This is a genomic window from Methylobacterium aquaticum (assembly GCF_016804325.1).
Classification (GTDB): Bacteria; Pseudomonadota; Alphaproteobacteria; order Rhizobiales; family Beijerinckiaceae; genus Methylobacterium; species Methylobacterium aquaticum_C.
This window is the reverse complement of the sequence record NZ_CP043627.1, coordinates 6,160,790-6,185,557: the sequence shown is the minus strand read 5'-3', so window position 1 is coordinate 6,185,557 and position 24,768 is coordinate 6,160,790. Positions and strand designations below refer to the sequence as shown.

The window sequence follows — 24,768 nt, the reverse complement described above, 5'->3', positions numbered from 1 at the left end:
CCCCCGCAGGGTGCTGTTTGACGCGCGCCTTCGTGCACGTTTGCCTAATTTCCAGGCGCCACACCTCTCTGCTCATTTCCCCACCCGCCCAGCCTATCATTTGTGCATTGCACCGGCCGGCCAAGCCGGATCCGTCCCGCGTCTAGCCAAGCTGCGAACCGTTTCAATTCCAAGCACTTAAATCGCCCCCGCGCCAGTTGGCACGGAACCTGCTCTCTTCCTCCATGTCCGTCAGCGTCGACGGGCACCGACCGTCAGCAGAGCCGCTGACCCGAGTTCCCCTGTGGGCCCGCAACCGCGCGGCCGGCGGAAGACCTTGGGCAGCGGTTTTTTGCGTTCGGCACCGGAGTTCGCGCCAGGGTGGCGCGGCGGCTTGAGGGTGGAGAATCGATGAGCAGCGTTGAGCACACCACGCGTCGCGGCCTCCTCAAGGGGGCGGCCGGCGCCCTGTCGCTGGCGGCAGCCGGCCGCGTCGCCCTGCCGGGCGGCGCCTTCGCGCAAGGAGCCGGACCCGAGGTGAAGGGCGCCAAGCTCGGCTTCATCGCGCTCACCGACGCCGCCCCCCTCTTCGTCGCCAAGGAGAAGGGGATCTTTGCGCGTCACGGCATGCCGGACGTCGAGGTGCTGAAGCAGGCCTCCTGGGGCACCACCCGCGACAACCTGGTGCTCGGCTCCGAGGGCAACGGCATCGACGGGGCCCACATCCTGACCCCGATGCCCTACCTGATCAGCGCCGGCCGGGTGACGCAGAACAACGTTCCCGTGCCGATGTACATCCTGGCCCGGCTCAACCTCGCCGGCCAGTGCATCTCGGTCGCCAAGGAGCATATGGGCGACAAGGTCGCCCTCGACGCTAAGCCCTTCAAGGCGGCTCTGGAGCGCAAGAAGGCGTCGGGCAAGTCGGTGAAGGCGGCGATGACCTTCCCGGGCGGCACCCACGACCTCTGGATCCGCTACTGGCTCGCCGCCGGCGGCATCGACCCCGACAAGGACATCGAGACCATCGTCGTGCCGCCGCCCCAGATGGTGGCGAACATGAAGGTCGGCACGATGGATTGCTTCTGCGTCTGCGAGCCGTGGAACGAGCAGCTGATCACGCAGGGCATCGGCTACACCGCGCTGACCACCGGCGAATTGTGGAAGGACCACCCGGAAAAGGCGCTCGGCATGCGCGCCTCCTGGGTCGACAAGTACCCGAATGCCGCCAAGGCCCTGCTCGCCGCCGTGATGGAGGCGCAAGCCTGGTGCGACAAGCCGGAGAACCGCGACGAGCTCGCCGGCATCGTCGCCAAGCGCCAGTGGATCAACGTCCCGGCCACCGACGTGGTCAAGCGGATGAAGGGCGAGTTCGATTACGGCGACGGCCGCAAGGTCGCCAACAGCCCGCACATCATGAAGTACTGGGCCGACAACGCCTCGTACCCGTACAAGTCGCACGACCTCTGGTTCCTCACCGAGGACATCCGCTGGGGCAAGTTCGATCCCCAGACCGACACCAAGGCCCTCATCGAGAAGGTGAACCGCGAGGACATCTGGCGCGAGGTGGCGAAGGGCATGGGCGTGACGGCTCCCGCCTCGACCTCGCGCGGCAAGGAGACCTTCTTCGACGGCAAGGTCTTCGATCCGGCGGATCCCGCCGCCTACCTCAACAGCCTCGGCATCAAGAAGGTCGCGTGATGGCTCTCGGAACCACCCTCGGGCGCGTCGTCGCCGCCAAGGCGGAGGGGGCGAAAGCCCCTCTCGTCACCCGCGCCGCCCTGAAAGGCCTGGCGTTGCGGATCGTGCCGCCGCTCGTCGTGCTGGCGGTGTTCCTGCTGCTCTGGGAGGTCCTGTGCCAGCGCCCCGGCGCCGGCCTGCCGCCGCCCTCGCGCGTCGTCACGGAGGCGTGGGAGATCATCGCCCACCCGTTCTACGACAATGGCGGCACCGACAAGGGGTTGTTCTGGCACATCACCGCCAGCCTCCAGCGCGTGGCCTTGGGCTTCACCCTGGCTGTCGTCGCCGGCGTGATGCTCGGTACCCTCGTCGGCCAGTCGGAATGGGCGATGCGCGGGCTCGACCCGATCTTCCAGGTTCTGCGCACCATCCCGCCGCTCGCCTGGCTGCCGCTCTCGCTCGCCGCCTTCCGGGACGGCCAGCCCTCGGCGATCTTCGTGATCTTCATCACCTCGATCTGGCCGATCATCATCAATACCGCGGTCGGCATCCGCAACATCCCGCAGGACTATCGCAACGTCGCCGCGGTCTTGCGCCTCAACGCCTTCGAGTTCTTCGCCAAGGTGATGCTGCCCTCGGCCGCGCCGTACATCTTCACCGGTCTTCGCATCGGCGTCGGCCTGTCCTGGCTCGCCATCGTGGCGGCCGAGATGCTGATCGGCGGCGTCGGCATCGGCTTCTTCATCTGGGACGCCTGGAACTCCTCGCACATCAGCGAGATCATCGTGGCCCTGGTCTATGTCGGGGTGATCGGCTTCGTGCTCGACCGCCTCGTCGCCGGCCTCGGCCATCTCGTCACCCGCGGCACCGCCACGGCCTGAGGGAGGCCCGTCATGACCCATCTCAGCCTCGAACAGGTCGGCATCAGCTTCACCCGGTCCGGGCGCACCACGGAAGTCTTGCGCGACGTCGACCTGAAGATCGACAAGGGCGAGTTCGTCTCGCTGATCGGCCATTCCGGTTGCGGCAAGTCGACCGTGCTCAACATCGTGGCGGGCTTGCTCAAGGCCTCCACCGGCGGCGTCCTCCTCGACGGCAAGGAGGTGAACAGCCCCGGCCCCGAGCGGGCGGTGGTGTTCCAGAACCACTCGCTCCTGCCCTGGCTGACGGTGCGCGAGAACGTGGCGCTCGCCGTCGACAAGGTGCTGAAGTCGAAGAAGAGCCGGGCGGAACGCCGCGACTGGATCGAGCACAACCTCGCGCTCGTCAACATGACCCACGCCGCCGAGAAGCGCCCGCACGAGATCTCCGGCGGCATGAAGCAGCGCGTCGGCATCGCCCGGGCCCTCGCCATGGAGCCGAAGGTCCTGCTGATGGACGAGCCCTTCGGCGCCCTCGACGCCCTGACCCGGGCGCACCTGCAGGATCAGCTGATGGAGATCCACCTGCGGCTGAAGAACACCGTCATCATGATCACCCACGACGTCGACGAGGCGGTGCTGCTCTCCGACCGGATCGTCATGATGACGAACGGGCCCTCCGCCACGATCGGCGAGGTGCTGTCGGTGCCGCTCGCCCGGCCGCGCAAGCGCCTCGAACTCGTCGAGGATCCGACCTACACCCATGCCCGGGCCGAGGTGCTGGAATTCCTCTATGCCCGCCATGCCAAACCCGCGATCGCGGCCTGACGCCCATGGCTGACCGCCTCGTCGTCATCGGCAACGGCATGGCCTCGCTCCGCTTCCTGGAGCGGCTGAGCGAGGCCGCCCCCGGCCGCCACGCCGTGACCTGCATCGGCGCGGAGCCGGTGGCGGCCTATAACCGGGTGCTCTTGTCCTCGCTGCTCGGCGGCGAGGTCGACGAGGCGGCCTGCACCTTCCGCGGGCTCGACTGGTACGCCGAGCACGGCATCACCCTCGTCACCGGCGCGCCGGCCACCGCGATCGACACGGACGAGCGCATCGTCCGGGTCGGCGAGGGGCTGGTGGTCCCTTACGACAAGCTGGTGCTCGCCGTCGGCTCGGTGCCGATCCGGCTGCCGAAGCCCGGCATGGATCTTCCGGGCGTCATCACCTTCCGGGATCTCGCCGACGTGGCGGCGATCCGCCGGGCGGCGGTGACGGGGGCCAAGGCCATCGTGATCGGCGGCGGGCTCCTCGGGCTCGAGGCGGCGGTGGGGCTGGCGCGGCTCGGCGTCGACACCACGCTGTTGCACGTCATGGACCGGCTGATGGAGCGCCAGCTCGACCACGCCGCCGCCAATCTGGTGCGCGAGGCGATGGAGGCCCGCGGGGTCCGGGTGATGCTGAACGCCGACACCGCGGCGGTCGAGGGCGACGGCCGGGTCGAGCGCCTGGTTCTCTCGGACGGCACGGTGCTGCCGGCCGACCTCGTGGTGATGTCGGTCGGCGTGCGCCCCTCGACGGCGCTCGCGGCCAATGCCGGCCTCGCCATCGGCCGCGGCATCCGGGTCGACGATACGATGGCGACCTCGGTCCCGGGCATCTACGCCCTGGGTGAATGTGCGGAGCACCGGGGCCAGACCTACGGCCTCGTCGAGCCGGCCTACGAGCAGGCCGAGGTGCTGGCCCGCCATCTCTGCGGCGTCGAGGCGGCCTATGCCGGCACCTCGCTCGCGACCAGCCTGAAGGTCTCGGGGCTCCCGGTCTTCTCCGCCGGCGCGGTCGAGGTGCCCGATGGCGCGCAAGCCGTGACCTGGAGCGACCCGGCGGCCGGCCTCTACCGCAAGCTCGTGATCGACGGCGACCGGCTGATCGGCGCGGTCTTCGTCGGCGACGTCGCCGAGCAGGGCTGGTGCAAGACCCTGATCCGCACCGGCGACACCATCGGTTCCGACGACCGGGACGACCTGATGTTCGGGCGTCCCGCCCCCCAACCCCTCGCAGCGTGAAGGAGCCCGCGATGGCCGACGACTTCGACGCCGAGCAGAAGCGCTACCTCGAAGGCTTCTCCCACGGCATCGCCGCGATCCGCATGACCGGCGGCCTTGCCGGGGGCGGAGCTGCACCTGCACCCGCCGCCGAGCCGACCGGGCCGGACGCGATCCACATCAAGGCGCAGGACCGCACCGTGAAGAACGGCGGCAAGCTCGCCGACCAGGAGAAGTGGAAGCGGGCCGAGAACCCGTTCGACGGCCACAACCGGCTGATCGCCGAGGCCGAGACCGGCAAGGCGCCGAAGCCCGAGGACAATTTCCGCTGGCGCTATCACGGCCTGTTCTGGGTCGCGCCGGCCCAGAACTCCTACATGTGCCGCCTGCGCATCCCCAACGGCATCCTGCACCACTGGCAGTTCGCCGGCATCGCCGATCTCGCCGACGCCCATGGCGGCGGCTACAGCCACGTCACGACGCGCGCCAACCTCCAGGTGCGGCAGATCTCGCCTGAGCACGGCCAGCCCTTCCTCGACGGGTTGATCGATCTCGGCCTCACCGCCCGGGGCGCAGGTGCGGATAACATCCGCAACGTCACCGGCTCGCCGACGGCGGGCATCGACGCCCAGGAACTCCTCGACACCCGGCCGCTCGCCAAGTCCTGGCACAACCACATCCTCAACGACCGCTCGCTGTTCGGCCTGCCGCGCAAGTTCAACGTCGCCTTCGACGGCGGCGGCGTGCTGCCGGTGCTGGAGGAGACCAACGACATCGGCTTCCAGGCGGTCGAGGTCATGGAGGGCGCCGGCGTCGAGCCCGGGATCTGGATGCGGCTCGTGCTCGGCGGCATCACCGGCCACCGCGACATCGCCCGCGACACCGGCGTGGTACTGCGGCCGAAGGAATGCAACGCCGTCGCCGATGCGATCCTGCGGGTCTTCATCGAGAACGGCGACCGTACCAACCGCAACAAGGCGCGGATGAAGTACGTCCTCGATGCCTGGGGCTACGACAAGTACCTCGCTGCCGTGGAAGACAAGCTCGGCCGCAAGCTGGAGCGGGTCGATCCCGCCCACGTGAAGCCCCGCGGCGGGTTCGACCGCTACGCCCATGTCGGCGTCCATGCCCAGGTCCAGCCGGGCCTCAACTGGATCGGCGTGGTGCTGCCGGTCGGCAAGATGACCACCGACCAGATGCGAGCGCTCGCCAAGATCGCGCAGGATTGCGGCGACGGCCAGATCCGCCTCACCGTGTGGCAGAACTTCCTGTTCTCGGGCGTGCCCGACGATCGTGTGGCGGAAGTCGAAGCCCGCGTCGCGGCGCTCGGGCTGTCCACAAAGGCGTCGAGCATCCGCGCCGGCCTCGTCGCCTGCACGGGCAACCGCGGCTGCAAGTTCGCCGCCGCCGACACCAAGGGCCACGCGTTGCTCATCGCCGACCACGTCGAGGCGGCGGTGCCGGGGCTCGACGTGCCGGTCAACGTCCACCTCACCGGCTGCCATCATTCCTGCGCCCAGCACTACATCGGCGATATCGGCCTCATCGGCGCCAAGGTGACGGTGAGCGAGGAGGGCGACACCGTCGAGGGCTACGACATCGTGGTCGGCGGCGGCTTCGGCGAGGCGGCCAAGATCGGCACCGAGATCTGGAAGGCCGTGAAGGCCGAGGACTGCCCCGGACGGGTCGAGGCCCTGCTCAACGATTATCTCGCCCACCGCACCGGCCCGGAGGAGACCTTCCAGGCCTACACCGCCCGCCGCGGGCCGGAAGCCCTGAAGGGTCTGGCGAGCGAAATGCTGCTGGAGGCGGCCGAGTAGGTCGTCCATCTCCTCTCCCCGCGGGCGGGGAGAGGGCTGCGCTCCCGTTCAGGGAGCGCAGCGAGCCCGAAGGGCGAGGGTGAGGGGGGCTCCGGATGAGGCTCCTCCGGCACCACCCCCTCACCCTCGCGGCGAACCTGCGGTTCGCAGCTCGCTCCGTCGACGACAAGGTCGCCGGAGCCCTCTCCCCGCCCGCGGGGAGAGGAGAAACCCGGCGCCTCACCGCTGACGCTGACTGCCACTCTTCTTCGGTAACCCCCCCGATGACCCAGCACGTCGCTCCCCCGCTCGTCCTGATCCCCGAATCCGCTCCCTTCAATCCCGACCAGCGCGCCTGGCTGTCGGGCTATTTCGCGGCCCTGCTCGGGCCGGCGGTCGAGGGCGCGACGGCGCTTCCAGCCGGCGCGACGCCCGGCGGGCCGGCGCTCGCCGATAACGACGACGCGCCCTGGCACGACCCGTCGATGCCCCTCGACGACCGCATGGCGCTGGCCAAGGACCGCTCCGAGCCGCAGAAGCTGATGGCCGCCATGGCGCAGCAGGATTGCGGCCAGTGCGGCTACAACTGCGCCGACTATGCCAACGCCCTCTTCCTGAAGAAGGAGGAGCGCCTGAACCTGTGCCAGCCCGGCGGCAAGGACACGCTCCGGATGCTGAAGAAGCTGGAGGCCGAGCTCGGCACCGCCGCTCCGGCCGGCGCCGCGGCGGCCGCCTCCGACGACGCCCCGAAGGCCGAGGCTCCGGTCGGTCCCTACGGTCTCTGCCGCGAGAACCCGGCCGAGGCGGTGTTCCTCTCCCGCCGCCGCCTCAACGCGCCCGGCGGCGAGAAGGAGACCTGGCACGTCGAGATCGATCTCGCCGGCACCGGCATCGACTACGTCGTCGGCGATTCGCTCGGCCTCTTCCCGGCCAACGCCCCGGCGCTCGCGGATGCGGTCATCGCCGAGCTCGGCGCCCGGCCGGAGCGGATCATCGCCACCAGGCTCAGCGAGAAGACCCTGCGCGATCACCTGCTGACCAACTACTCGCTCGGCGGCGCGCCGGACGGGCTGTTCCAGCTCCTCTCGCTCCTCACCTCGGGCGCGCAGCGCAAGAAGGCCCAGGCGCTCAGCGCCGGCGAGGATCCGGACGGGGATGCCGCCTACATCGACGTGCTCGGGGCGCTGCACAAGTTCCCGGGCGCCCGGCCAGACGCCGAGGTCTTCCTCGAAGCCCTCGACGAATTGCAGCCGCGGCTCTACTCGATCTCGTCCTCGCCCAAGGCCGATCCGGGCCGGGTGTCGCTCACCGTCGATGCGGTGCGCTACAGCCACCGCTCGCGCCTGCGGCTGGGCGTCGCCTCGACCCATCTCGGCGAGCGCCTGGCCGAGACCGCCAAGGTGAAGGTCTACCTCCAGAAGGCCCACGGCTTCGGCCTGCCGTCTACGCCCGAGACGCCCGTCATCATGGTCGGCCCGGGTACCGGCATCGCGCCGTTCCGCGCCTTCCTGCGCGAGCGCGCCGCCACTGCGGCGCCGGGCAAGAACTGGCTGTTCTACGGCCACCAGCGCCAGGCCTCAGACTTCTTCTACCGCGACGAGCTCAACGGCCTGAAGGACCAGGGCGTGCTGACCCGCCTGTCGCTGGCCTGGTCGCGCGACGGGGCCGAGAAGACCTACGTCCAGGACCGGATGCGCGAGAACGGCCGCGAGCTGTGGCGCTGGCTGGAGGAGGGCGCGCATTTCTACGTCTGCGGCGATGCCAAGCGCATGGCCAAGGACGTCGAGCGGGCGATCATCGACGTGGCGGCGACCCACGGCGGCAAGAACCCGGACGAGGCGGTGGCCTATCTTGCGGCGCTGAAGAAGGCGAACCGGTATCAGGCGGACGTTTACTGAGGGGGCGTCCAAGGCTTCCCCCCTTCCCACTCGCAACCTCATCCTGAGGTGCCGGAGCGCAGCGGAGGCCTCGAAGGAGGGCTCCAGAACTCTCCGAGACTCCTGGAGCCCTCCTTCGAGGTTAGTCGATCTCCGATCGACTAACACCTCAGGATGAGGCCGTGGGTGGGAGTCGCTAAATAGGCGATAGGTCAGGCTGCGAAGCCATGCTCGTCTCAAGCAATTTCATAGGTCCCTTCATGAGTCCGAGTATTGCCGAGGACAATGCCGACCGCCTCGCCGTTGCCGAGTTCCGTCGCAGTCTCGCCGTCGGAGACGAGGAATTGATCCCGGCGGCGATCGTCGACCGCCTGCTCTCGGGCGAGAACCGGGTGCGTGTCTGGCGCGAGCATCGTGGCTTGAGCGCCGCGGCCCTCGCCGAGCAAGCCGAACTCTCGCAAGCTTATCTCTCGCAGATCGAGACCGGCAAGCGTGACGGTACGATCGAGACCTACCGCAAGGTCGCCGCCGTTCTCAAGGTCAGCCTGGACGATCTCCTCGGCTGATCAGCGGACTGCAAGCCCCCGGCGGCCCACCCCTTGCTTGCCCCCACTTCACCGGCCCCCCACCCACGCCCGGCGAAAGGCTCCCGCGATGAACCTGCACGTGCCGGACCTCACTCCCGAGGCCGCCCCCGTCCGCACCACCTGCCCGTATTGCGGCGTCGGCTGCGGCGTGCTCGCCCGGCCGGACGGGGAGGGGGGCGCGAGCGTCGCGGGTGATCCGCAGCATCCGGCGAATTTCGGCCGGCTGTGCTCGAAGGGCTCGGCGCTCGGCGAAACCCTCTCCCTCGACGACCGGGTGCTCCACCCCGAGATCGCCGGGCGGCGGGCGACCTGGGACGCGGCGCTCGATGCGGTGGCGGACGGATTCAAGCGCACCATCGCGGCGCACGGGCCCGATTCGGTGGCGTTCTACCTCTCCGGCCAGCTGCTCACCGAGGATTACTACGTCGCCAACAAGCTCGCGAAGGGCTTCATCGGCACGCCGCACGTCGACACCAATTCGCGCCTGTGCATGTCATCCTCGGTGGCGGCGCATCGCCGGGCCTTCGGCTCCGACACCGTGCCGGGCTGCTACGAGGACCTGGACGAGGCCGACCTCCTGGTGCTCGTCGGCTCCAACACCGCCTGGTGCCACCCGATCCTGTTCCGGCGCATGCTCGACGCGCGGGAGAAGCGCGGGACGAAGATCGTCGCCATCGATCCGCGCCAGACCCAGACCGGCGAGGAGGCCGATCTCTTCCTCGGCATCCGGCCCGGCACCGACACCGCCCTGTTCTCCGGCCTCCTGGTCCATCTCGCGGACAACGGCGCCCTCGATCCGCGCTACATCGCCGAGCACACCGCCGGCTTCGAGCCGGCGCTCGAGCGCGCCCGGCAGATCGCCCCGACCATCGCCGCGACGGCCGCCGCCACCGGCCTGAGAGAGGCCGAGGTCGAGACCTTCTTCACCCTGTTTCGCACCACGCAACGGGTCGTCACCGCGACCTCGCAGGGGGTGAACCAGTCGGCACAAGGCACCGACAAGGCCAACGCGATCATCAACTGCCACCTCGCCACCGGCCGCATCGGCCGGCCCGGCATGGGGCCGTTCTCGCTGACCGGCCAGCCCAACGCCATGGGCGGGCGCGAGGTCGGCGGGCTCGCCAACATGCTGGCCGCCCACATGCACTTCACCCCGGAGGAAGTGGACCTGGTGCGCCGGTTCTGGCACGCGCCGAACATCATCACCGGCGAGGGCCTGAAGGCGGTGCAGCTCTTCGAGGCGATCGAGCGCGGCAAGATCAAGGCGCTCTGGGTGATGGGCACCAACCCCGCCGTCTCGATGCCCCGGGCCGACCGGGTGCGGGCGGCGCTCGCCAAACTCGACACCTACGTGGTCTCCGAGGTGGTGGCGAACACCGACACGGTCCGGGCCCGCAACGCGATCCTGCTGCCGGCGCTGGCCTGGGGCGAGAAGGACGGCACGGTGACCAATTCCGAGCGCCGCATCTCGCGCCAGCGCGCCTTCCTGAAGGCCCCGGCGAGGCGCGGGCCGATTGGTGGATCATGGCCCAGGTGGGCCGGCGCCTCGGCCATGCCAAGGCCTTCGCCTGGGGCAACGCGGCGGCGGTGTTCCGCGAGCACGCCGCCTTGTCCGAGTTCGAGAATCGCGGCACCCGCGACTTCGACCTCGGAGGGCTGGCCGACATCACGGACGCCGCCTACGACGCGGCAGCACCCGTGCAGTGGCCGCTCACCCGCAAGGCCAAGGCGCCGCAGACCCGCTTCTTCGCCAATGGCGGCTTCTTCACCCGCGACCGCAAGGCCCGCTTCGTCGCGGTGCAAAAACCCGCGCTGGCGCAGGCTACCAGCGACGCGCTGCCGTTGCGCCTCAATACCGGCCGGGTGCGCGATCACTGGCATACGCTGACCCGTACCGGAAAGAGCCCGCGCCTCTCGGCCCACCGCGCCGTCCCCTTCGTCGAGATCCACCCCGACGATGCGGCGACGGCCGGCCTTTCCGACGGCGACCTCGCCCGCGTCCGCACCGCCCACGGCGCGGCGGTGCTCGAAGTCATGGTGACGCCGGGCGCGCAACCGGGCGTGCTGTTCGCCCCGATGCACTGGAGCGAGGCCAACACCTCGGACGGCCGCGTCGGCGCGCTGGCGCAGGGCGCGGTCGATCCGGTCTCGGGCCAGCCGGAGCTGAAGGCGACCCCGGCCTCGATCGCCCCCGAGCCCTACCGCTCCCGCGGCTACCTCATCACCCGCGACATGGTGGCCGCTCCCTTCGGCTGGTGGTGGGCGCGGGCGAGCCTGGAGGGCGCGACCGGCCTGATCTTCGCCGCCCAGGACGGCGTGCCCGAGGCTGCCGCCCTGATGCGCGACCTCTTCCCCGGTGCGTCCCTCAGCGAATATGCCGACCCGGCCCGCGGCCGCTACCGCGCCGCCGCCTTCCGGGACCGGCGATTGCTCGGCGTGCTGGCCCTGGCGCCCGCCGCCGAGCGCCCGACCTGGGACGCCGCCAAGGCGTTCTTCCGCACCCAGGAACTGCTCGAGCCCTCGGCCCGCCGGGCGCTGATCTCGGGCCGGGCCGAGAGCGCCGGCACCGGGCCGCTGGTCTGCGCCTGCCACACGGTCGGGCTCGACACGATCCGGGGGGCGATCAAGGGCGGCGCGCACGGGGTCGAGGCGGTGGGGGCGGCGTGCAAGGCCGGCACCAATTGCGGCTCGTGCATCCCTGAGATCCGCAAGCTGCTGGCGGCGGAACTTGCGCCCGCTCCCGCATAGGCGCATCTGATGACGCAGGATTTCCCGAGACTCGTATCAGACACTCATCGTCCCATGCGTACGCCCCGTGCCCCCCGCGAGACCCGCTCCCCGGGCCTCGAGCCCCTGGCCGTGCTGCCGGTCTTCGTGACGCTCACCGGCAAGCGCGCGGTGCTCGCCGGGGCCAATGGCGGCGCGGCCTGGAAGGTGAAGCTGCTGGCCGCCGCCGGCGCCCATGTCGACGTGTTCGCCCCCGAACCGACCGAGGAGATGCGCGGCGCCCCCGCCGAGGCGGTGGCCGGCAAGGTCGTGCTGCATGAACGCGACTGGTCGCCGGCCGACCTGGAGGGGGCCGCCTTCGCCATCGCGGCCTTCGAGGACGAGGGCGAGTGCGAATGCTTCGTAGGCGCCGCCCGCGCGGCGGGCGCCATCGTCAACGCCATCGACCGGCCGCATCTCTGCGACGTGTCGTTCGGCGCCATCGTCAACCGCTCGCCGCTGGTCGTCGGCATCTCGACCGAGGGCGCGGTTCCGGTCTTCGGCCAGACCGTGCGGGCCCGGATCGAGGCGATGCTGCCGGCCGGCTTCAAGACCTGGGTGGCCGCCGCCCGCGACTGGCGCGCGGAGGTGAGCGCCCGCTACCACGTCTTCGGCGAGCGCCGGGCGTTCTGGGAGCGCTTCACCGATCTCGCCTTCGCCAACCCGGAGCGGGCGCCGGTCCGGGCCGACCTCGACGCGCTGCTCGCCGAGAGCGACGCCGCCCAGAAAGGCGGCAGCGTGGTCCTGGTCGGAGCCGGCCCGGGTGATGCCGAACTGCTCACCCTCAAGGCCCTGCGGGCCCTGCGCAGCGCCGACGTGATCCTGTACGACGACCTCGTCGCGCCGGAGATCCTGGATTACGCCCGGCGCGAGGCCCGCACGATGCTGGTCGGCAAGACCGGCCACGGTCCGTCCTGCCGCCAGGACGACATCAATGCCCTGATGGTGTCGCTGGCGGGAAGCGGCAAGCGCGTGGTGCGGCTCAAATCCGGCGACCCCCTGGTCTTCGGCCGGGCCGGCGAGGAGATCGATGCCTGCCGCGAGGCCGGCATCCCGGTGACCGTGGTGCCCGGCGTCACGGCGGCGCAAGGCGCGGCGGCGTCGCTTGGCATCTCGCTCACCCACCGCGACGCGGCGCGCCGCCTGCAATACGTCACCGGCCACGACCGCCGCGGCGCCCTGCCCGACGACCTGAACTGGGCCGCGCTGGCCGATCCCACCGTCACGACGGTGATCTACATGCCCAAGCGCACCCTGCGCACCCTGCTGGCGCAGGCGGTGTCCGAGGGCCTGCCGCCCGCGACCCCGGCCCTGGTGGTGTTCAACGCCACCCGGCCCGACCAGGCGGTGGTGCAGGGGCAGGCCCGCGATCTCGCCGACCGGGTCGAGGCGGCGGGGCTGGAGGGGCCGGCGATCGTGATGGTGGGCGATGCGCTCGGACGGGGGGCGCAAGGCGAGCACGTCTCCGCCATCCCGGCGGCGGTCTTGCGGGAAGCCGAGCGGGCGAGCCTCTGACAGACGATTCGCCGATCTCTACAGATTTCGAACCCTCCGCGTCATTCCGGGGCCGCGTAAGCGGAGCCCGGAATGACGCGGAGGGTGTTGAGACTATAGAGCCAGATAAATGGCGCTGAGCCTGCAAGTCTCTGAGCGCGATATAGCACAAGACAAAAAAGGGCGGCGCCCGATCGCCTCTGCAATCGGACACCGCCCCGATCCTTCCGAGGGCACCAGCCGTCCCGTCTCGCGGAACGGCCGCTCCCCTTGCGATCTCAATACTCGTCGTCGTCCTCGTCCTCGCCGCCCTTCCGCATCGGCTTGAGGCGGGCGAAGACCGAATCCGCGTCGAGGCGCTCGTCGCCGCGGCCGGGGCGGCGATCGGCGTCGTGATCCTCGGGCTCGGGCAGGACCGAGAGCTCCGGCGGCATCAGGGTGGCGCCGCCCTCGCCGGGCTCCATCACCGGGCGGTCCTTGGCGGAGCGCTGGACCTCGAAATCGAGGTCGATCTGCGAGCACAGGCCGAGGGTCACCGGGTCCATCGGCTGCAGCGAGCCGGAATTCCAGTGGGTGCGCTCGCGGATCTGCTGGATCGTCGACTTGGTAGTGCCGACGAGGCGCATCACCTGCGCGTCCTTCAGCTCCGGGTGGTTGCGCAGCAGCCACAGGATGGCGTTCGGCCGGTCCTGGCGGCGCGACAGCGGGGTGTAGCGCGGGCCCTTGGTGCGCTTCACCTCGGGCAGCTTCACCTTCGAGACCGCGACCTTCATGCGGTGGTTCGGGTTGACTTGCGCCCGCTCGATCTCCTCGCGGGTGAGCTGGCCGGTCGAGACCGGGTCGAGGCCCTTGATGCCGGCCGCCACCTCGCCGTCGGCGATGCCCTTCACCTCGAGGGGGTGGAGCTTGCAGAAATCGGCGATCTGATCGAAGGACAGCGACGTGTTCTCGACGAGCCAGACGGCCGTCGCCTTCGGCATCAACGGTCCCTGGGACATTCCACACCTCCTCGGGGCGCTCCCCTCGGGAGCGCGACGGCCGCCCGTCCGGGAGGCGGCCACAATACAAACACGGGCCCCTCGCCGGCGACAGGGCGCCCGGGGCGGAGCCTGGTGGGCCCCGCCGGCGTCCCGGGATGATCAGGACGGCCTGTCTCACGCTGTGAGGGAATCGCCCGATATATAGGCGCGTCTCAGGCCCGGCGCAAACCGCTTTCGCAGGCGAACAGCTTTCCCGACCAAGACGAGATCGCAGGGCCGGCTGTCGTCGCCTCGGTCGAAGGAATGGCCCGCCGCCGACCGGGCGACGGGCCTCCGTGTCTCAGACGAACAGGCTCGAGACGCTCGACTCTTCGGCGGTGCGCCCGATCGCCTCGCCGAGCAGCGGCGCGATGGTGACGACCCGGATGTTGCGGGCGAGCTTGACCGCGGCGGTCGGCTGGATCGAATCGGTGATCACCAGCTCCTTGAGCTTCGAGGAGGCGATGCGCGACACCGCGCCCCCCGAGAGCACGCCGTGGGTGATGTAGGCCGAGACGTCCTTGGCGCCCTTGGCGAGCAGGGCCTCGGCGGCGTTGACCAGCGTGCCGCCCGAATCGACGATGTCATCGACGAGGATGCAGGAGCGGCCCTCGACCTCGCCGATGATATTCATCACCTCGGACTCGCCGGGCCGGTCGCGGCGCTTGTCGACGATGGCGAGCGGCGCGTCGATGCGCTTGGCGAGCGCCCGGGCGCGGACCACGCCGCCGACGTCGGGTGACACCACCATCATGTCGGCGGGGTCCATCCGCTCCTTGATGTCGCGCACCATCACGGGCGCGGCGAACAGGTTGTCGGTCGGGATGTCGAAGAAGCCCTGGATCTGGCCGGCATGCAGGTCGAGGGTCATCACCCGGTCGGCGCCGGCCTCGGTGATGAGGTTGGCGACGAGCTTGGCCGAGATCGGGGTACGGCCCGAGGTGCGCCGGTCCTGGCGGGCATAGCCGAAATAGGGCAGCACGGCGGTGATCCGCCGCGCCGAGGAGCGCCGCGCGGCGTCGATCATGATGAGCAGTTCCATCAGGTGATCGTTGGCCGGGAACGAGGTCGACTGGACGATGTAGACGTCCTCGCCGCGCACGTTCTCCTGGAGCTCGACGAAGATCTCCATGTCGGCGAAGCGGCGCACCGAGCAGACCGCCAGCGGCTTCTCGAGATAGGCCGCGATCGCCTCGGCCAGCGGGCGGCTCGCATTGCCGGCGACGATCTTGATCGAGGATTTCATCGTGCTTCCATCGTGCCCGCGCGAAGAGCCCCGGCGCTGCCGCGCGGTCGAAGGCCGCGCGCGCCGGGGGGAGGGGAGATCGCATCGAGCTTCGCGCAGTTGCGGGCCCCTCGCGCGACGATGCTCTCGTGTGACGGGCGACGCTCTTACCAGCGCCGGGATACCGTCACAATGCTTTCATGCACGCGCGATCGCGCGGCACCCCTGCGTTCCTGTGCAAACACTCGTCCGAAAGAGTGCCGCCGCTCGCCTCAGGGCTGCAGGAGCTTGTGGAGATGCACGATGAAGTAGCGGGTCTGGGCGCTGTCGACGGTCTGCTGCGCCTTCGCCTTCCAGGCCATCGCGGCGCTGGCATAATCGGGGAAGATGCCGACCACGTCGAGCTTCGAGAGGTCGCGGAAGGTGACGCTGTCGAGGTCGGTCAGCTCGCCCCCGAACACCAGGTGGAGGAGTTGCTTCGGCTCCTGGGAGGTGGCCGGCGAGGTGTTGCCCGGGTTGCTCATGCGCGTCGTCTCCGCGTGCCGCCATGATGCCGCCCCGCGTGACGGCGGAACGGCGCCTGCCCGCCGGGCAGGCGCCGAGCGGCGTCGCAAACGCCGGGCCGCTCGTCAAGCCGGATCATGGTGCGTCGCACCCGCGACCCGGTCCGGCCGGCGGCCCGACGCCTCAGGCGGCGTCGAGAGTCGGATAATCGATGTAGCCCTCGGGGCCCTGGCTGTACCAGGTCTTGTAGTTGTCCTTGTTGAGGGCCGCGCCCTTGGCGATCCGCTCCGGCAGGTCCGGATTGGCGATGAAGGTGCGGCCGAAGGCGATCGCGTCGGCGCGGCCCTCGTCGAGGGCGGCTTGCGCCTTCGGGCCGTCATAGTCGGAATTCAGCACCAAGGGACCGCGGAAGGCGGCCTTGATGGCCGGCGCCACGGCCGGGCGGGCGGCCTTGCCAAAGGTGCCGTTCGGGCCGGGCTCGCGCAGCTCGAGGAAGGCGACGCCGATCTCCGACAGGGCGGCGGCGGCGGCCGGGAACAGGGTCTCGGGATCGGGGTCGTCGACGCCCTGGATCGGCTCGTTCGGCGACAGGCGCACGCCGGTGCGGTCGGCGCCGATCGTGTCGGCGACGGTGCGGGCGACCTCGGCAAGCAGGCGGATGCGGTTCTCGACCGAGCCGCCGTAGCGGTCCTGGCGCAGGTTGGTGCCCGAGCGCAGGAACTGGTCGATCAGGTAGCCGTTCGCGGCGTGGATCTGCACCCCGTCGAAGCCGGCCTCGACCGCGTTGCGGGCGGCCTTGGCGTAGTCGGCGAGCAGCCGCGGGATCTCGTCCTCGCGCAAGGGCCGCGCCTCGGCATAGGGCTTCTTGCCCTCGTAGGTGTGGGCCTGGTCGGGCGCCGTGGTGGCCGAGGCCGAGACGGGAGCCTGCCCGCCGAGGAAGTCCGGGTGGACCACCCGGCCCATGTGCCAGAGCTGCGCGACGATGCGCCCGCCGGCCTCGTGGACCGCCGCCACGACCGGCTTCCAGGCCTCGACCTGCTCAGGGCTCCACAGGCCCGGGGCGAAGGGCCAGCCGGTGCCCTCCTGCGAGATGCCGGTGGCCTCGCTGATGATCAGGCCGGCCCCGGCGCGCTGGCGGTAATACTCGGCCATGATCGGGGTCGGGACATGGGTCCGCGAGGCGCGGCCGCGGGTCAGCGGGGCCATCAGGATGCGGTTCGGAGCCTGGATGGCGCCGAGCTGGATCGGATCGAACAGGGAAGGCACTGCAGAGACACTCCGGATCGAGCCCGGCTTCAAGGGCCGGGCGATGCCGGTGAGATGTGGGCGCTGCAGCGCAGCAGACCAGCCCCGGCACCGCCCGTCCGGGCCGTCATGTGCGCTGCCTCACCTCGCGGAACGGATTAAAACCCGCCGGGGCTCACGATTTGTCCATCTGCTCCTTGGCGTCGGACAGGGCCTTCATGCAGCCGGCCTCGTCGCCCTTCTTGTCGAGTTCGCGGGCGCGGTTGAGGCTGGCGCGGGCCTCCATCACGCCGGTGCCGCCGCCGCTGGCCTTGGCGACGTCGGCGGTAGCCTGCGTCTCGGCCGAGCCCGGGGCGGGGCCCTTGGGAAGGGCGGAGGGGCTGGTGCCCTTCTCGGTCGCCGCCTCGGCCTGCGCCTCGCGGCGCGACGCCACCTCCTTGCCGCCGCTCGACGCCGCGATGGTCTCGCGGCTCTTCGCGTCGAGGCGCGGCTCCAGGGAGGAGATCTCGGTGCCGCAGGCACCCGCGAGGGCCGGGCCGGCGAGACCTGCGATGAGGCCGGCGGCGAGGATGAGCTTCATGGCGTCTCTCCCTGTCGTTGACTCTTGCGTTGACTCTTGCCCGTTCCCGAACCTTGGCGCGAAGGGCTCCGGTCCGCGAACACCGGCCCGGGGGCGGGGGTTCCGGCGGGGGCGAGAGACGGATCAGAAAAAAGGGGCCGCCCCGGGAGGCGGCCCCTTCATCGTTGGGGTCCGCGGCACGCGATGCCCCGCGGGGTCCCGGATCACGCGCTCAGCTTGTCGCGCATCGGCAGCTGGCGGATGCGCCGGCCGGTCGCCGCGAAGATCGCGTTGGCGATCGCCGGCGCCACCGGCGGCACGCCGGGCTCGCCGACGCCGCCGAGCGGCTTGTCCCAGGACCCGCCCTGCACGAGGTGCACGTTGATGATCTTGGGCGCCTCGTTGATCCGGGTCAGCTCGTAGGTGTCGTAGTTGTCCTGGACGGCGCGGCCGTTCTTGAAGGTGATCTGGGCGGTGAGCGCGAGGCCCATGCCCATCACCACCGCGCCCTCGAGCTGCGAGCGCACCCGCTCCGGGTTGACCTGCTGGCCGCTGTCGATGGCGATGTCGACCCGCTGGACGGTGACCTCGCCCTTCGGCGACACCTCGACCTCGGCGACGGCGGCGGTGTAGGTCACGAAGCTGTAATGCGCCGCGATGCCGAGCCCGCGGCCCTTCTCGACCTTGCGGCCCCAGCCGGCGCCCTTCGCCACCGCCTCGATCACGTTGCGCAGGCGCCCGGTATCGAAGGGATAGCGCGAGGGATCCTCGCCGTAGTTCCAGGCATCGCCGATCTTGACCGGATCGATGATCCGCGCCGGGCCGATCACGTCGAGGAGGTAGTCCTTCGGGTCGCGGCCGGCGAGGTGCGCCAGCTCGTTGATGAAGGACTGCACCGCGAAGGCCCGCGGGATGTTCGACACCGAGCGGAACCAGCCGATGCGGACATGCGCGTCGGCCGGCGGATTCTCCATCCGCATGTTGGGGATGTTGAACGGCACGTTGACGAGGCCCATCCCGAGCTCGATCGGGATCTGCTCCTTGGCGCCGGCCACGAAGGTCGAGCCGATGGTCGGGGCCGCGCTGCGGTGCAGCCAGGCGACCGGCATGCCCTTGTCGTCGAGGCCGGCCTCCAGCCGCTCCACCGAGACGGTGTGGTAGTAGCCGTGATGCAGGTCGTCCTCGCGGGTCCAGGTCATCTTGACCGGGGCGCCGTCCATCGCCTTCGAGCACAAAGCCGCCTCGACGAAGTAGTCGGGCTTCGACTTGCGGCCGAAGCCGCCGCCGAGCAGCGTCACGTTCACCGTGACCTTCTTCGGGTCGATGTCGAGGCGCTTGGCGATGCGGTCGCGGGCGGCCTGGGGCGACTGCACGCAGCCCCACGCCTCGATCGTGCCGTCCTTGGCGATCCGGACGGTCGCGGCCGGCGGCTCCATCGGGGCCTGGACGAGGTGGGGGATGTAGTACTCGGCCTCGAGGCGCTTGACCGCCTTCTTCATCGCCGCGTCGACGTCGCCCTCCTGGCGCACCACCTTGCCGGGCTTGCGCACAGCCTGCTCCAGGGTGGCCCGGTAGGCGTCGGAATCGTAACTCGCGTTCGGCCCGTCCTCGAAGCTGGCGTTCAACGCCTCGCGGCCCTTGATCGCCGCCCAGGTGTTGCGGGCAACGACCGCGACGCCGCCGGTCGGCATGAACTCGTAGGGCGGGGCCGGGGGATCGATGGTCACGACCTTGACGACGCCCGGCACCTTGAGCGCCGCCGCCTCGTCGAAGCTCTTGACCTTGCCGCCGAAGACCGGCGGACGGGCGACCACGGCGTAGAGCATCCCCTCGACGCGGGTATCGAGGCCGTACTGCGCCTTGCCGGTGGTGATGCCGACATTGTCGATGAGGCCGACGCGGCCCTTGCCGATGTAGCGGAAGGCCGACGGGTCCTTGAGCGTCACCTTCGAGCGGTCCGGCACCGGCACGGTGGCGGCGGCCTGCGCCACATCGCCAAAAGCCATCCGGCGCCCGGACTTGGCGTGGACGAGGGCGTGGTTCTCCGCCGTCACCTCGGAGGCCGGCACGTTCCACTGCTTGGCGGCGGCCTCGACCAGCATGGTGCGGGCGGCGGCCCCGGCGCGGCGCAGCGGCATGAAGAAGTGCCGCAAGCTGCGCGAGCCGTCGGTGTCCTGGTTGCCGAAGCGCTCCTCGTCGCCATGCGCCTGGACGACCTTGACCTTGCCCCAGTCGGCGTCGAGCTCGTCGGCGATGACGAAGGCCACCGAGGTGCGCACGCCCTGGCCCATCTCGGCGCGGATGCAGGTCACCGTCACGGTGCCGTCCGGCGCGATCGCCACGAACAGGGTCGGGTCGTCGCGCCAGCCATGCGGCATGCCGTCGGCGCCGAATTTCGGCGGGTCGGCGGCGAGCGCGCCCTGGGGCTTCAGCGACAGGGCGAGCACCAGGGCGCCGGCCCCGGCGAGGAGACCGCGGCGGCTGAGCTGGCCCGGCGAGGCCTTCTGGATCGCGGAATCCGGCTCGTCGGCCGGGGCGGCCGCGAGGAGGGAGGAGAGGTCGTGAATCACAGGCGATCTCCCTGGCCGGCCTTCGGGGTCAGCCCCGCCGCCTGCTTGATGGCGGCGCGGATGCGCGGATAGGTGCCGCAGCGGCAGAGATTGCCGCTCATCTGGTTGTCGATGTCGGCATCGGTGGGCTTCGGCGTCTCCTTGAGGAGGGCCGCCGCCTGCATGATCTGCCCGGTCTGGCAATAGCCGCACTGCGCCACGTTCAGCTCGCGCCAGGCGGCCTGGACCGGATGGTTGCCGTCCGGCGACAGGCCCTCGATCGTCACGACCGGCTGGCCGTCGGCGGCCGAGACCGCGGTCTGGCAGGCCCGCACCGCGGTGCCGCCGACATGGATGGTGCAGGCGCCGCAGGCCGCGACGCCGCAGCCGAACTTGGTGCCCGTCAGGCCGAGCTCGTCCCGCAGGTACCAGAGCAGCGGCATCTCGGGATCGCCGTCGAAGCGGCGCTCCTCACCGTTCACGTTGAGCTTGATCATCGTCGCCCTCCGGCTTCGGGAGGCTTCTCCGGCGCCCCGCGGACACGCTTCCGGTCGCGGCGCCGCCTCCCTCTCGTCGATTGCGGTCTCGGCGCCCCGGCCCCCGGACCGGACGGCGCCGCACTCCTCCCTCACGCCGTGCATGCGGCGTGCGTTCATGCATCTTGGACGCGCCGCCCCGGGACGCGTCCCGCGAGCCGAAGCATCGAAAGCCCCGCACCACGCCCGAACATGAGAATGATTTAAGGCTAGGGATGGGTAACCCGGACCCGCTCGTGTCGGCAAGCCGCCAGTTCACCGTCAGGTTGCCGCGCCGAGCCGCCGCAACGCCTTGCCGGGAGTTCGGTTTTCGTGTATCGGCCGCAACTCCGGTCGTCCCATGCCGGGATGCCGCGTGCCGGGCCTCGCGCCCGTCCGCACCGCGCCCCGGCCGGGACCTTCGGAGCACACGTTTCTGCCCGTCGATCATGCGCCGGCCCGCGCCCTTCACATTCGAGGGAGCGGCGGTTTCGAGGACATCCTCGGGACTCCGGCGGGCGGAAGCGGCCCGTTGATACGAGCCGCCGGCGCCGTCCCCCCGGATAGGGCGGGACGAAAAGGAGCATTGATGTCCGCAGGTTTGCAAGCCGCCTCGTCGAGCCGCGAAGATTTCGCCGCCCTTCTGGAAGAGTCATTCCGCGAGCACGAGATCACGGAAGGCTCCGTGGTCAAGGGCCGCGTGGTGGCGATCGAGAAGGACGTCGCCGTCATCGACATCGGGGCCAAGACCGAGGGCCGCGTCGCCCTCAAGGAGTTCACGGGCCCCGGCCGTGACCAGCCGATCGCCGTCGGCGACGAGGTCGAGGTCTATGTCGACCGCATCGAGAACGCCCTCGGTGAAGCCGTCATCTCGCGCGACAAGGCCCGCCGCGAGGAGAGCTGGGTCAAGCTCGAGAAGGCGTTCGAGAACAACGAGCGCGTCTCCGGCACGATCTTCAACCAGGTCAAGGGCGGCTACACCGTCGACCTCGACGGCGCCGTGGCGTTCCTGCCGCGCTCGCAGGTCGACATCCGTCCGGTCCGCGACGTCACCCCGCTGATGGGCACGCCGCAGCCGTTCCAGATCCTCAAGATGGATCGCCGCCGCGGCAACATCGTGGTGTCGCGCCGCACCGTGCTCGAGGAGAGCCGGGCCGAGCAGCGCTCCGAGCTGGTGGCCAACCTCGAAGAGGGCCAGGTCATCGACGGCGTGGTCAAGAACATCACCGAGTACGGCGCGTTCGTCGACCTCGGCGGCATCGACGGCCTGCTGCACGTCACCGACATGGCGTGGCGCCGCGTCAACCACCCGTCCGAGGTGGTCAACATCGGTCAGACCGTCAAGGTCAAGATCATCAAGATCAACCACGAGACGCACCGCATCTCGCTCGGCATCAAGCAGCTGCTCGCCGATCCGTGGGAGGGCATCGCCGCCCGCTACCCGGTCGACGCCAAGCTCAAGGGCCGCGTGACCAACATCACCGATTACGGCGCCTTCGTGGAGCTGGAGCCGGGGATCGAGGGCCTGATCCACGTCTCGGAGATGAGCTGGACCAAGAAGAACGTCCATCCGGGCAAGATCGTCTCCACCTCCCAGGAGGTCGAGGTCCAGATCCTGGAAGTCGATCCGGTCAAGCGCCGCATCTCGCTCGGTCTCAAGCAGACCTTGCAGAACCCCTGGGAGGCCTTCTCCGAGAAGCACCCGCCGGGCACCGAGGTCGAGGGCGAGGTCAAGAACAAGACCGAGTTCGGTCTGTTCATCGGCCTCGAGGGCGACGTCGACGGCATGGTCCACCTCTCGGACCTCGACTGGAACCGTCCGGGCGAGCAGGTCATCGACGAGTTCAAGAAGGGCGACGTGGTGCGCGCCCAGGTTCTCGACGTCGACGTCGAGAAGGAGCGCATCTCGCTCGGCATCAAGCAGCTCGCCGGCGACCCCTTCGCCGATGCCGGTGACGGCATCCGCAAGAACCAGGTCGTCACCTGCGAGGTGCTCGAGGTCAAGGACTCCGGCATCGAGGTCAAGATCGTCGATTCCGACCTCCAGGCCTTCATCCGCCGGGCCGACCTCGCCCGCGAGCGCAACGACCAGCGCCCCGAGCGCTTCGCCGCCGGCGAGAAGGTCGATGCGCGCGTGACGCAGTTCGACCGCAAGGCCCGCCGCGTCCAGCTCTCGATCAAGGCCCTCGAGATGGCCGAGGAGAAGGAGGCGATCGCCCAGTTCGGCTCCGCCGATTCGGGCGCCTCGCTCGGCGACATCCTCGGCGCGGCCCTCAAGGCTCGCCAGGGCGACAAGAAGTAAGACGACAAGAAGCAAGGACGGGACCGTCCGGGCCGCGAGGCCCGGACATCCCCGACGAGACGGCAACGCCCGCGCGGGGACACCCCCCGTGCGGGCGTTCGCGCGTCCGCCTTACCGCGATGGGGGAGGGGAATGCCCGCAAAACCGGTCTTGCCGCTGCGCGACGGCCGGGGGTAGAACAGCCCGGGAGCGAGGCACGCCAATGACTTGCAGGGAACCTCCTGCGGGGAAGGCGGCCTTCCAGGGTCAGACCAGGATACGGGCGCCGCATGGCCATCGATGCCGAACTTCTCCTCGACCGGCGGTCCTTGCGCCGGAAGCTGTCGCTGTGGCGGGCGATCGGGGTCGGGGCGCTGATCGTCGCCGCCGGCGCCGTCGGCTGGCGGGCGGCCGGGGGCGGGGGCTTCTCCGCCGTCACGCCGCAGATCGCCCGCATCAGCATCGACGGCTTCATCGCCGGCAGCGAGAAGACCCGCGAGCTGATGAAGCGCGTCGGCGAGTCGAGCGCGGTCTCGGGCGTGGTCGTCTCGATCAACTCGCCGGGCGGCACCACCACCGGCTCGGAAGAACTGTTCCGCAACCTGCGCGCGCTCGCCGAGAAGAAGCCGATCGTCGCCTTCGTCGACGGCACCGCGGCGTCGGGCGCCTACATCACGGCGATCGCCGCCGATCACATCGTCGCCCGCGAGACCTCGCTCGTCGGCTCGATCGGCGTGCTGTTCCAGTACCCGGAGGTGTCGGGCCTCCTCGACAAGGTCGGGGTCAAGGTCGACGAGGTGAAGTCCTCGCCGCTCAAGGCCGAGCCGAGCGGCTTCCACCCGACCCCGCCGGAGGCCCGCGCGGCGCTCCAGGCGATCGTCGGCGACACCTACGGCTGGTTCAAGGACCTGGTGGCCGACCGCCGCAAGATGAACCCCGACCAGATCAAGACCGTGGCGGACGGGCGGGTGTTCAGCGGCCGCCAGAGCGTGCCGCTGGGCCTGATCGACGAGACCGGCAGCGAGCGCCAGGCCATCGCCTGGCTCGAGCGCGAGAAGGGCGTGGCGAAGAACCTGCCGGTGCGGGACTGGAAGCCGCGCTCCGACAGCCGCTTCGGCCTGTTCTCGGCCGCCGCGGCCGGCGCGGGCCTCATGGGCTACGACGACCTCGCCGCCCGGCTGCGGCAGGCCGGCGACGAGACGGCCAGCCTGACCCAGGGCGGCCTGCTCGCGGTCTGGCGCCCGTAAACATCTCCTCCCGCGCAATCGTCCGGCCGGCCCCGCCTCTCTCGAGACCATACCGCCCATGATCAAGTCCGAGCTGGTGCTCAAGATCGCCGAGCAGAACCCGCACCTGTATCAGCGCGACGTCGAGAACATCGTCAACGCCATCCTGGACACGATCGCCGATGCGCTCGCCCGGGGCGACCGGGTCGAGCTGCGCGGCTTCGGCGCCTTCTCGGTCAAGCGCCGGGAGGCGCGGCGCGGCCGCAACCCGCGCACCGGCGCCGCCGTGGCGGTGGCCGAGAAGGCGATCCCGGTGTTCAAGACCGGCAAGGAGATGCGCCTGCGCCTGAACGCCGCCGGGATCGGCGCCGACGAGCCGAGCCGGGCCGAGGCCGCCGTGAGCTGACCCGAGCCGGCTCTCCGCGAGGCCGGCCCTGGCCCCTCGATGTCGGGTCGGCCCTGGCCTCTCGATGTCAGGTCGGCCCTGGCCCCTCGATGTCAGGTCGGCCCTGGCCCCTTGATCTCAGGTCGGCTCTGGCCTCCGGGCCGCCGCGCGTTACACTTCCTCTCCGGGGC

General features: G+C 70.3%; 18 protein-coding genes and 1 pseudogene. 12 read left to right on the top strand and 7 right to left on the bottom strand.

Going from position 1 to position 24,768, the window contains the following annotated elements:
* Positions 1 to 390 precede the first annotated feature (390 nt).
* From F1D61_RS28490 to cysG, 9 genes and pseudogenes are all read left to right on the top strand, one after another.
* Positions 391 to 1,677, top strand: a complete 1,287-nt coding sequence (locus F1D61_RS28490; RefSeq protein WP_203155379.1) for a CmpA/NrtA family ABC transporter substrate-binding protein — start codon at positions 391 to 393, stop codon at positions 1,675 to 1,677.
* A complete protein-coding gene (gene ntrB, locus F1D61_RS28485) occupies positions 1,677 to 2,537 on the top strand; it encodes a nitrate ABC transporter permease (protein ID WP_203155378.1) in 861 nt (286 codons plus the stop codon). Before F1D61_RS28490 ends, ntrB begins: the two co-directional genes overlap by 1 nt.
* A 12-nt stretch (positions 2,538 to 2,549) precedes the next feature.
* On the top strand, positions 2,550 to 3,344 hold the full coding sequence (locus tag F1D61_RS28480; RefSeq protein WP_203155377.1) for an ABC transporter ATP-binding protein: 795 nt from the start codon (positions 2,550 to 2,552) through the stop codon (positions 3,342 to 3,344).
* Positions 3,345 to 3,349: 5 nt separating this feature from the next.
* Positions 3,350 to 4,567, top strand: coding sequence for an NAD(P)/FAD-dependent oxidoreductase (locus F1D61_RS28475; protein WP_203155376.1), 1,218 nt, complete (start codon positions 3,350 to 3,352; stop codon positions 4,565 to 4,567).
* An 11-nt stretch (positions 4,568 to 4,578) separates the two neighbouring features.
* Positions 4,579 to 6,366 carry a NirA family protein gene (locus tag F1D61_RS28470; RefSeq protein ID WP_203155375.1) on the top strand — a complete coding sequence of 596 codons (1,788 nt, stop codon included), beginning with the start codon at positions 4,579 to 4,581 and terminating at the stop codon, positions 6,364 to 6,366.
* 263 nt (positions 6,367 to 6,629) lie between these two features.
* Positions 6,630 to 8,243: a sulfite reductase subunit alpha gene (locus tag F1D61_RS28465; protein WP_203155374.1), complete on the top strand. Its 1,614-nt coding sequence runs from the start codon at positions 6,630 to 6,632 to the stop codon at positions 8,241 to 8,243.
* A gap of 239 nt (positions 8,244 to 8,482) precedes the next feature.
* Positions 8,483 to 8,788 (top strand): helix-turn-helix domain-containing protein, encoded by a 306-nt coding sequence (locus F1D61_RS28460; RefSeq protein ID WP_246775582.1) that lies wholly within the window; start codon positions 8,483 to 8,485, stop codon positions 8,786 to 8,788.
* 88 nt (positions 8,789 to 8,876) lie between these two features.
* A pseudogene (locus tag F1D61_RS28455) lies at positions 8,877 to 11,557 on the top strand (nitrate reductase).
* A 54-nt stretch (positions 11,558 to 11,611) separates the two neighbouring features.
* On the top strand, positions 11,612 to 13,090 hold the full coding sequence (gene cysG / locus F1D61_RS28450) for a siroheme synthase CysG (protein WP_203155372.1): 1,479 nt from the start codon (positions 11,612 to 11,614) through the stop codon (positions 13,088 to 13,090).
* 257 nt (positions 13,091 to 13,347) lie between these two features.
* On the opposite strand, the gene F1D61_RS28445 is transcribed toward cysG, so the two are convergent.
* The 7 genes from F1D61_RS28445 to F1D61_RS28415 form a co-directional block, all read right to left on the bottom strand.
* Complete coding sequence (locus tag F1D61_RS28445) at positions 13,348 to 14,067, bottom strand: DUF1013 domain-containing protein (RefSeq protein ID WP_203155371.1); 720 nt, start codon at positions 14,065 to 14,067, stop codon at positions 13,348 to 13,350.
* A gap of 322 nt (positions 14,068 to 14,389) precedes the next feature.
* Positions 14,390 to 15,334 carry a ribose-phosphate pyrophosphokinase gene (locus tag F1D61_RS28440; RefSeq protein ID WP_093568282.1) on the bottom strand — a complete coding sequence of 315 codons (945 nt, stop codon included), beginning with the start codon at positions 15,332 to 15,334 and terminating at the stop codon, positions 14,390 to 14,392.
* Between the two features lie 251 nt (positions 15,335 to 15,585).
* Positions 15,586 to 15,837: a DUF4170 domain-containing protein gene (locus F1D61_RS28435; protein WP_203155370.1), complete on the bottom strand. Its 252-nt coding sequence runs from the start codon at positions 15,835 to 15,837 to the stop codon at positions 15,586 to 15,588.
* 163 nt (positions 15,838 to 16,000) lie between these two features.
* The gene (locus tag F1D61_RS28430; RefSeq protein WP_203155369.1) at positions 16,001 to 17,083 is read right to left on the bottom strand and encodes an alkene reductase; all 1,083 of its coding nucleotides are present in this window, start codon (positions 17,081 to 17,083) and stop codon (positions 16,001 to 16,003) included.
* Positions 17,084 to 17,237: 154 nt separating this feature from the next.
* On the bottom strand, positions 17,238 to 17,642 hold the full coding sequence (locus F1D61_RS28425; protein ID WP_203155368.1) for a hypothetical protein: 405 nt from the start codon (positions 17,640 to 17,642) through the stop codon (positions 17,238 to 17,240).
* Between the two features lie 203 nt (positions 17,643 to 17,845).
* A complete protein-coding gene (locus tag F1D61_RS28420; protein WP_432443182.1) occupies positions 17,846 to 20,191 on the bottom strand; it encodes a molybdopterin cofactor-binding domain-containing protein in 2,346 nt (781 codons plus the stop codon).
* The gene (locus tag F1D61_RS28415) at positions 20,188 to 20,667 is read right to left on the bottom strand and encodes a (2Fe-2S)-binding protein (RefSeq protein WP_203155367.1); all 480 of its coding nucleotides are present in this window, start codon (positions 20,665 to 20,667) and stop codon (positions 20,188 to 20,190) included. Before F1D61_RS28415 ends, F1D61_RS28420 begins: the two co-directional genes overlap by 4 nt.
* A gap of 607 nt (positions 20,668 to 21,274) precedes the next feature.
* Between F1D61_RS28415 and rpsA the strand changes: the two genes are divergently transcribed.
* The 3 genes from rpsA to ihfB all read left to right on the top strand — a co-directional run bounded on the left by rpsA (position 21,275) and on the right by ihfB (position 24,598).
* Positions 21,275 to 22,987, top strand: a complete 1,713-nt coding sequence (rpsA, locus tag F1D61_RS28410; RefSeq protein ID WP_203155366.1) for a 30S ribosomal protein S1 — start codon at positions 21,275 to 21,277, stop codon at positions 22,985 to 22,987.
* Positions 22,988 to 23,256: 269 nt separating this feature from the next.
* Complete coding sequence (gene sppA / locus F1D61_RS28405) at positions 23,257 to 24,213, top strand: signal peptide peptidase SppA (protein WP_203155365.1); 957 nt, start codon at positions 23,257 to 23,259, stop codon at positions 24,211 to 24,213.
* 58 nt (positions 24,214 to 24,271) lie between these two features.
* Positions 24,272 to 24,598 (top strand): integration host factor subunit beta, encoded by a 327-nt coding sequence (gene ihfB / locus F1D61_RS28400; protein WP_048443025.1) that lies wholly within the window; start codon positions 24,272 to 24,274, stop codon positions 24,596 to 24,598.
* Positions 24,599 to 24,768 lie beyond the last annotated feature (170 nt).

Bases quoted from the DNA above. Each gene is read 5' to 3' on its own strand.
- F1D61_RS28490 (WP_203155379.1), top strand. From the start codon at position 391: ATGAGCAGCGTTGAGCACACCACGCGTCGCGGCCTCCTCAAGGGGGCG.
- F1D61_RS28445 (WP_203155371.1), bottom strand. From the start codon at position 14,067: ATGTCCCAGGGACCGTTGATGCCGAAGGCGACGGCCGTCTGGCTCGTC.
- F1D61_RS28470 (WP_203155375.1), top strand. From the start codon at position 4,579: ATGGCCGACGACTTCGACGCCGAGCAGAAGCGCTACCTCGAAGGCTTC.
- rpsA (WP_203155366.1), top strand. From the start codon at position 21,275: ATGTCCGCAGGTTTGCAAGCCGCCTCGTCGAGCCGCGAAGATTTCGCC.
- F1D61_RS28425 (WP_203155368.1), bottom strand. From the start codon at position 17,642: ATGAAGCTCATCCTCGCCGCCGGCCTCATCGCAGGTCTCGCCGGCCCG.
- F1D61_RS28480 (WP_203155377.1), top strand. From the start codon at position 2,550: ATGACCCATCTCAGCCTCGAACAGGTCGGCATCAGCTTCACCCGGTCC.
- sppA (WP_203155365.1), top strand. From the start codon at position 23,257: ATGGCCATCGATGCCGAACTTCTCCTCGACCGGCGGTCCTTGCGCCGG.
- F1D61_RS28465 (WP_203155374.1), top strand. From the start codon at position 6,630: ATGACCCAGCACGTCGCTCCCCCGCTCGTCCTGATCCCCGAATCCGCT.
- F1D61_RS28435 (WP_203155370.1), bottom strand. From the start codon at position 15,837: ATGAGCAACCCGGGCAACACCTCGCCGGCCACCTCCCAGGAGCCGAAG.
- cysG (WP_203155372.1), top strand. From the start codon at position 11,612: ATGCGTACGCCCCGTGCCCCCCGCGAGACCCGCTCCCCGGGCCTCGAG.
- ihfB (WP_048443025.1), top strand. From the start codon at position 24,272: ATGATCAAGTCCGAGCTGGTGCTCAAGATCGCCGAGCAGAACCCGCAC.
- F1D61_RS28440 (WP_093568282.1), bottom strand. From the start codon at position 15,334: ATGAAATCCTCGATCAAGATCGTCGCCGGCAATGCGAGCCGCCCGCTG.
- ntrB (WP_203155378.1), top strand. From the start codon at position 1,677: ATGGCTCTCGGAACCACCCTCGGGCGCGTCGTCGCCGCCAAGGCGGAG.
- F1D61_RS28475 (WP_203155376.1), top strand. From the start codon at position 3,350: ATGGCTGACCGCCTCGTCGTCATCGGCAACGGCATGGCCTCGCTCCGC.
- F1D61_RS28460 (WP_246775582.1), top strand. From the start codon at position 8,483: ATGAGTCCGAGTATTGCCGAGGACAATGCCGACCGCCTCGCCGTTGCC.
- F1D61_RS28415 (WP_203155367.1), bottom strand. From the start codon at position 20,667: ATGATCAAGCTCAACGTGAACGGTGAGGAGCGCCGCTTCGACGGCGAT.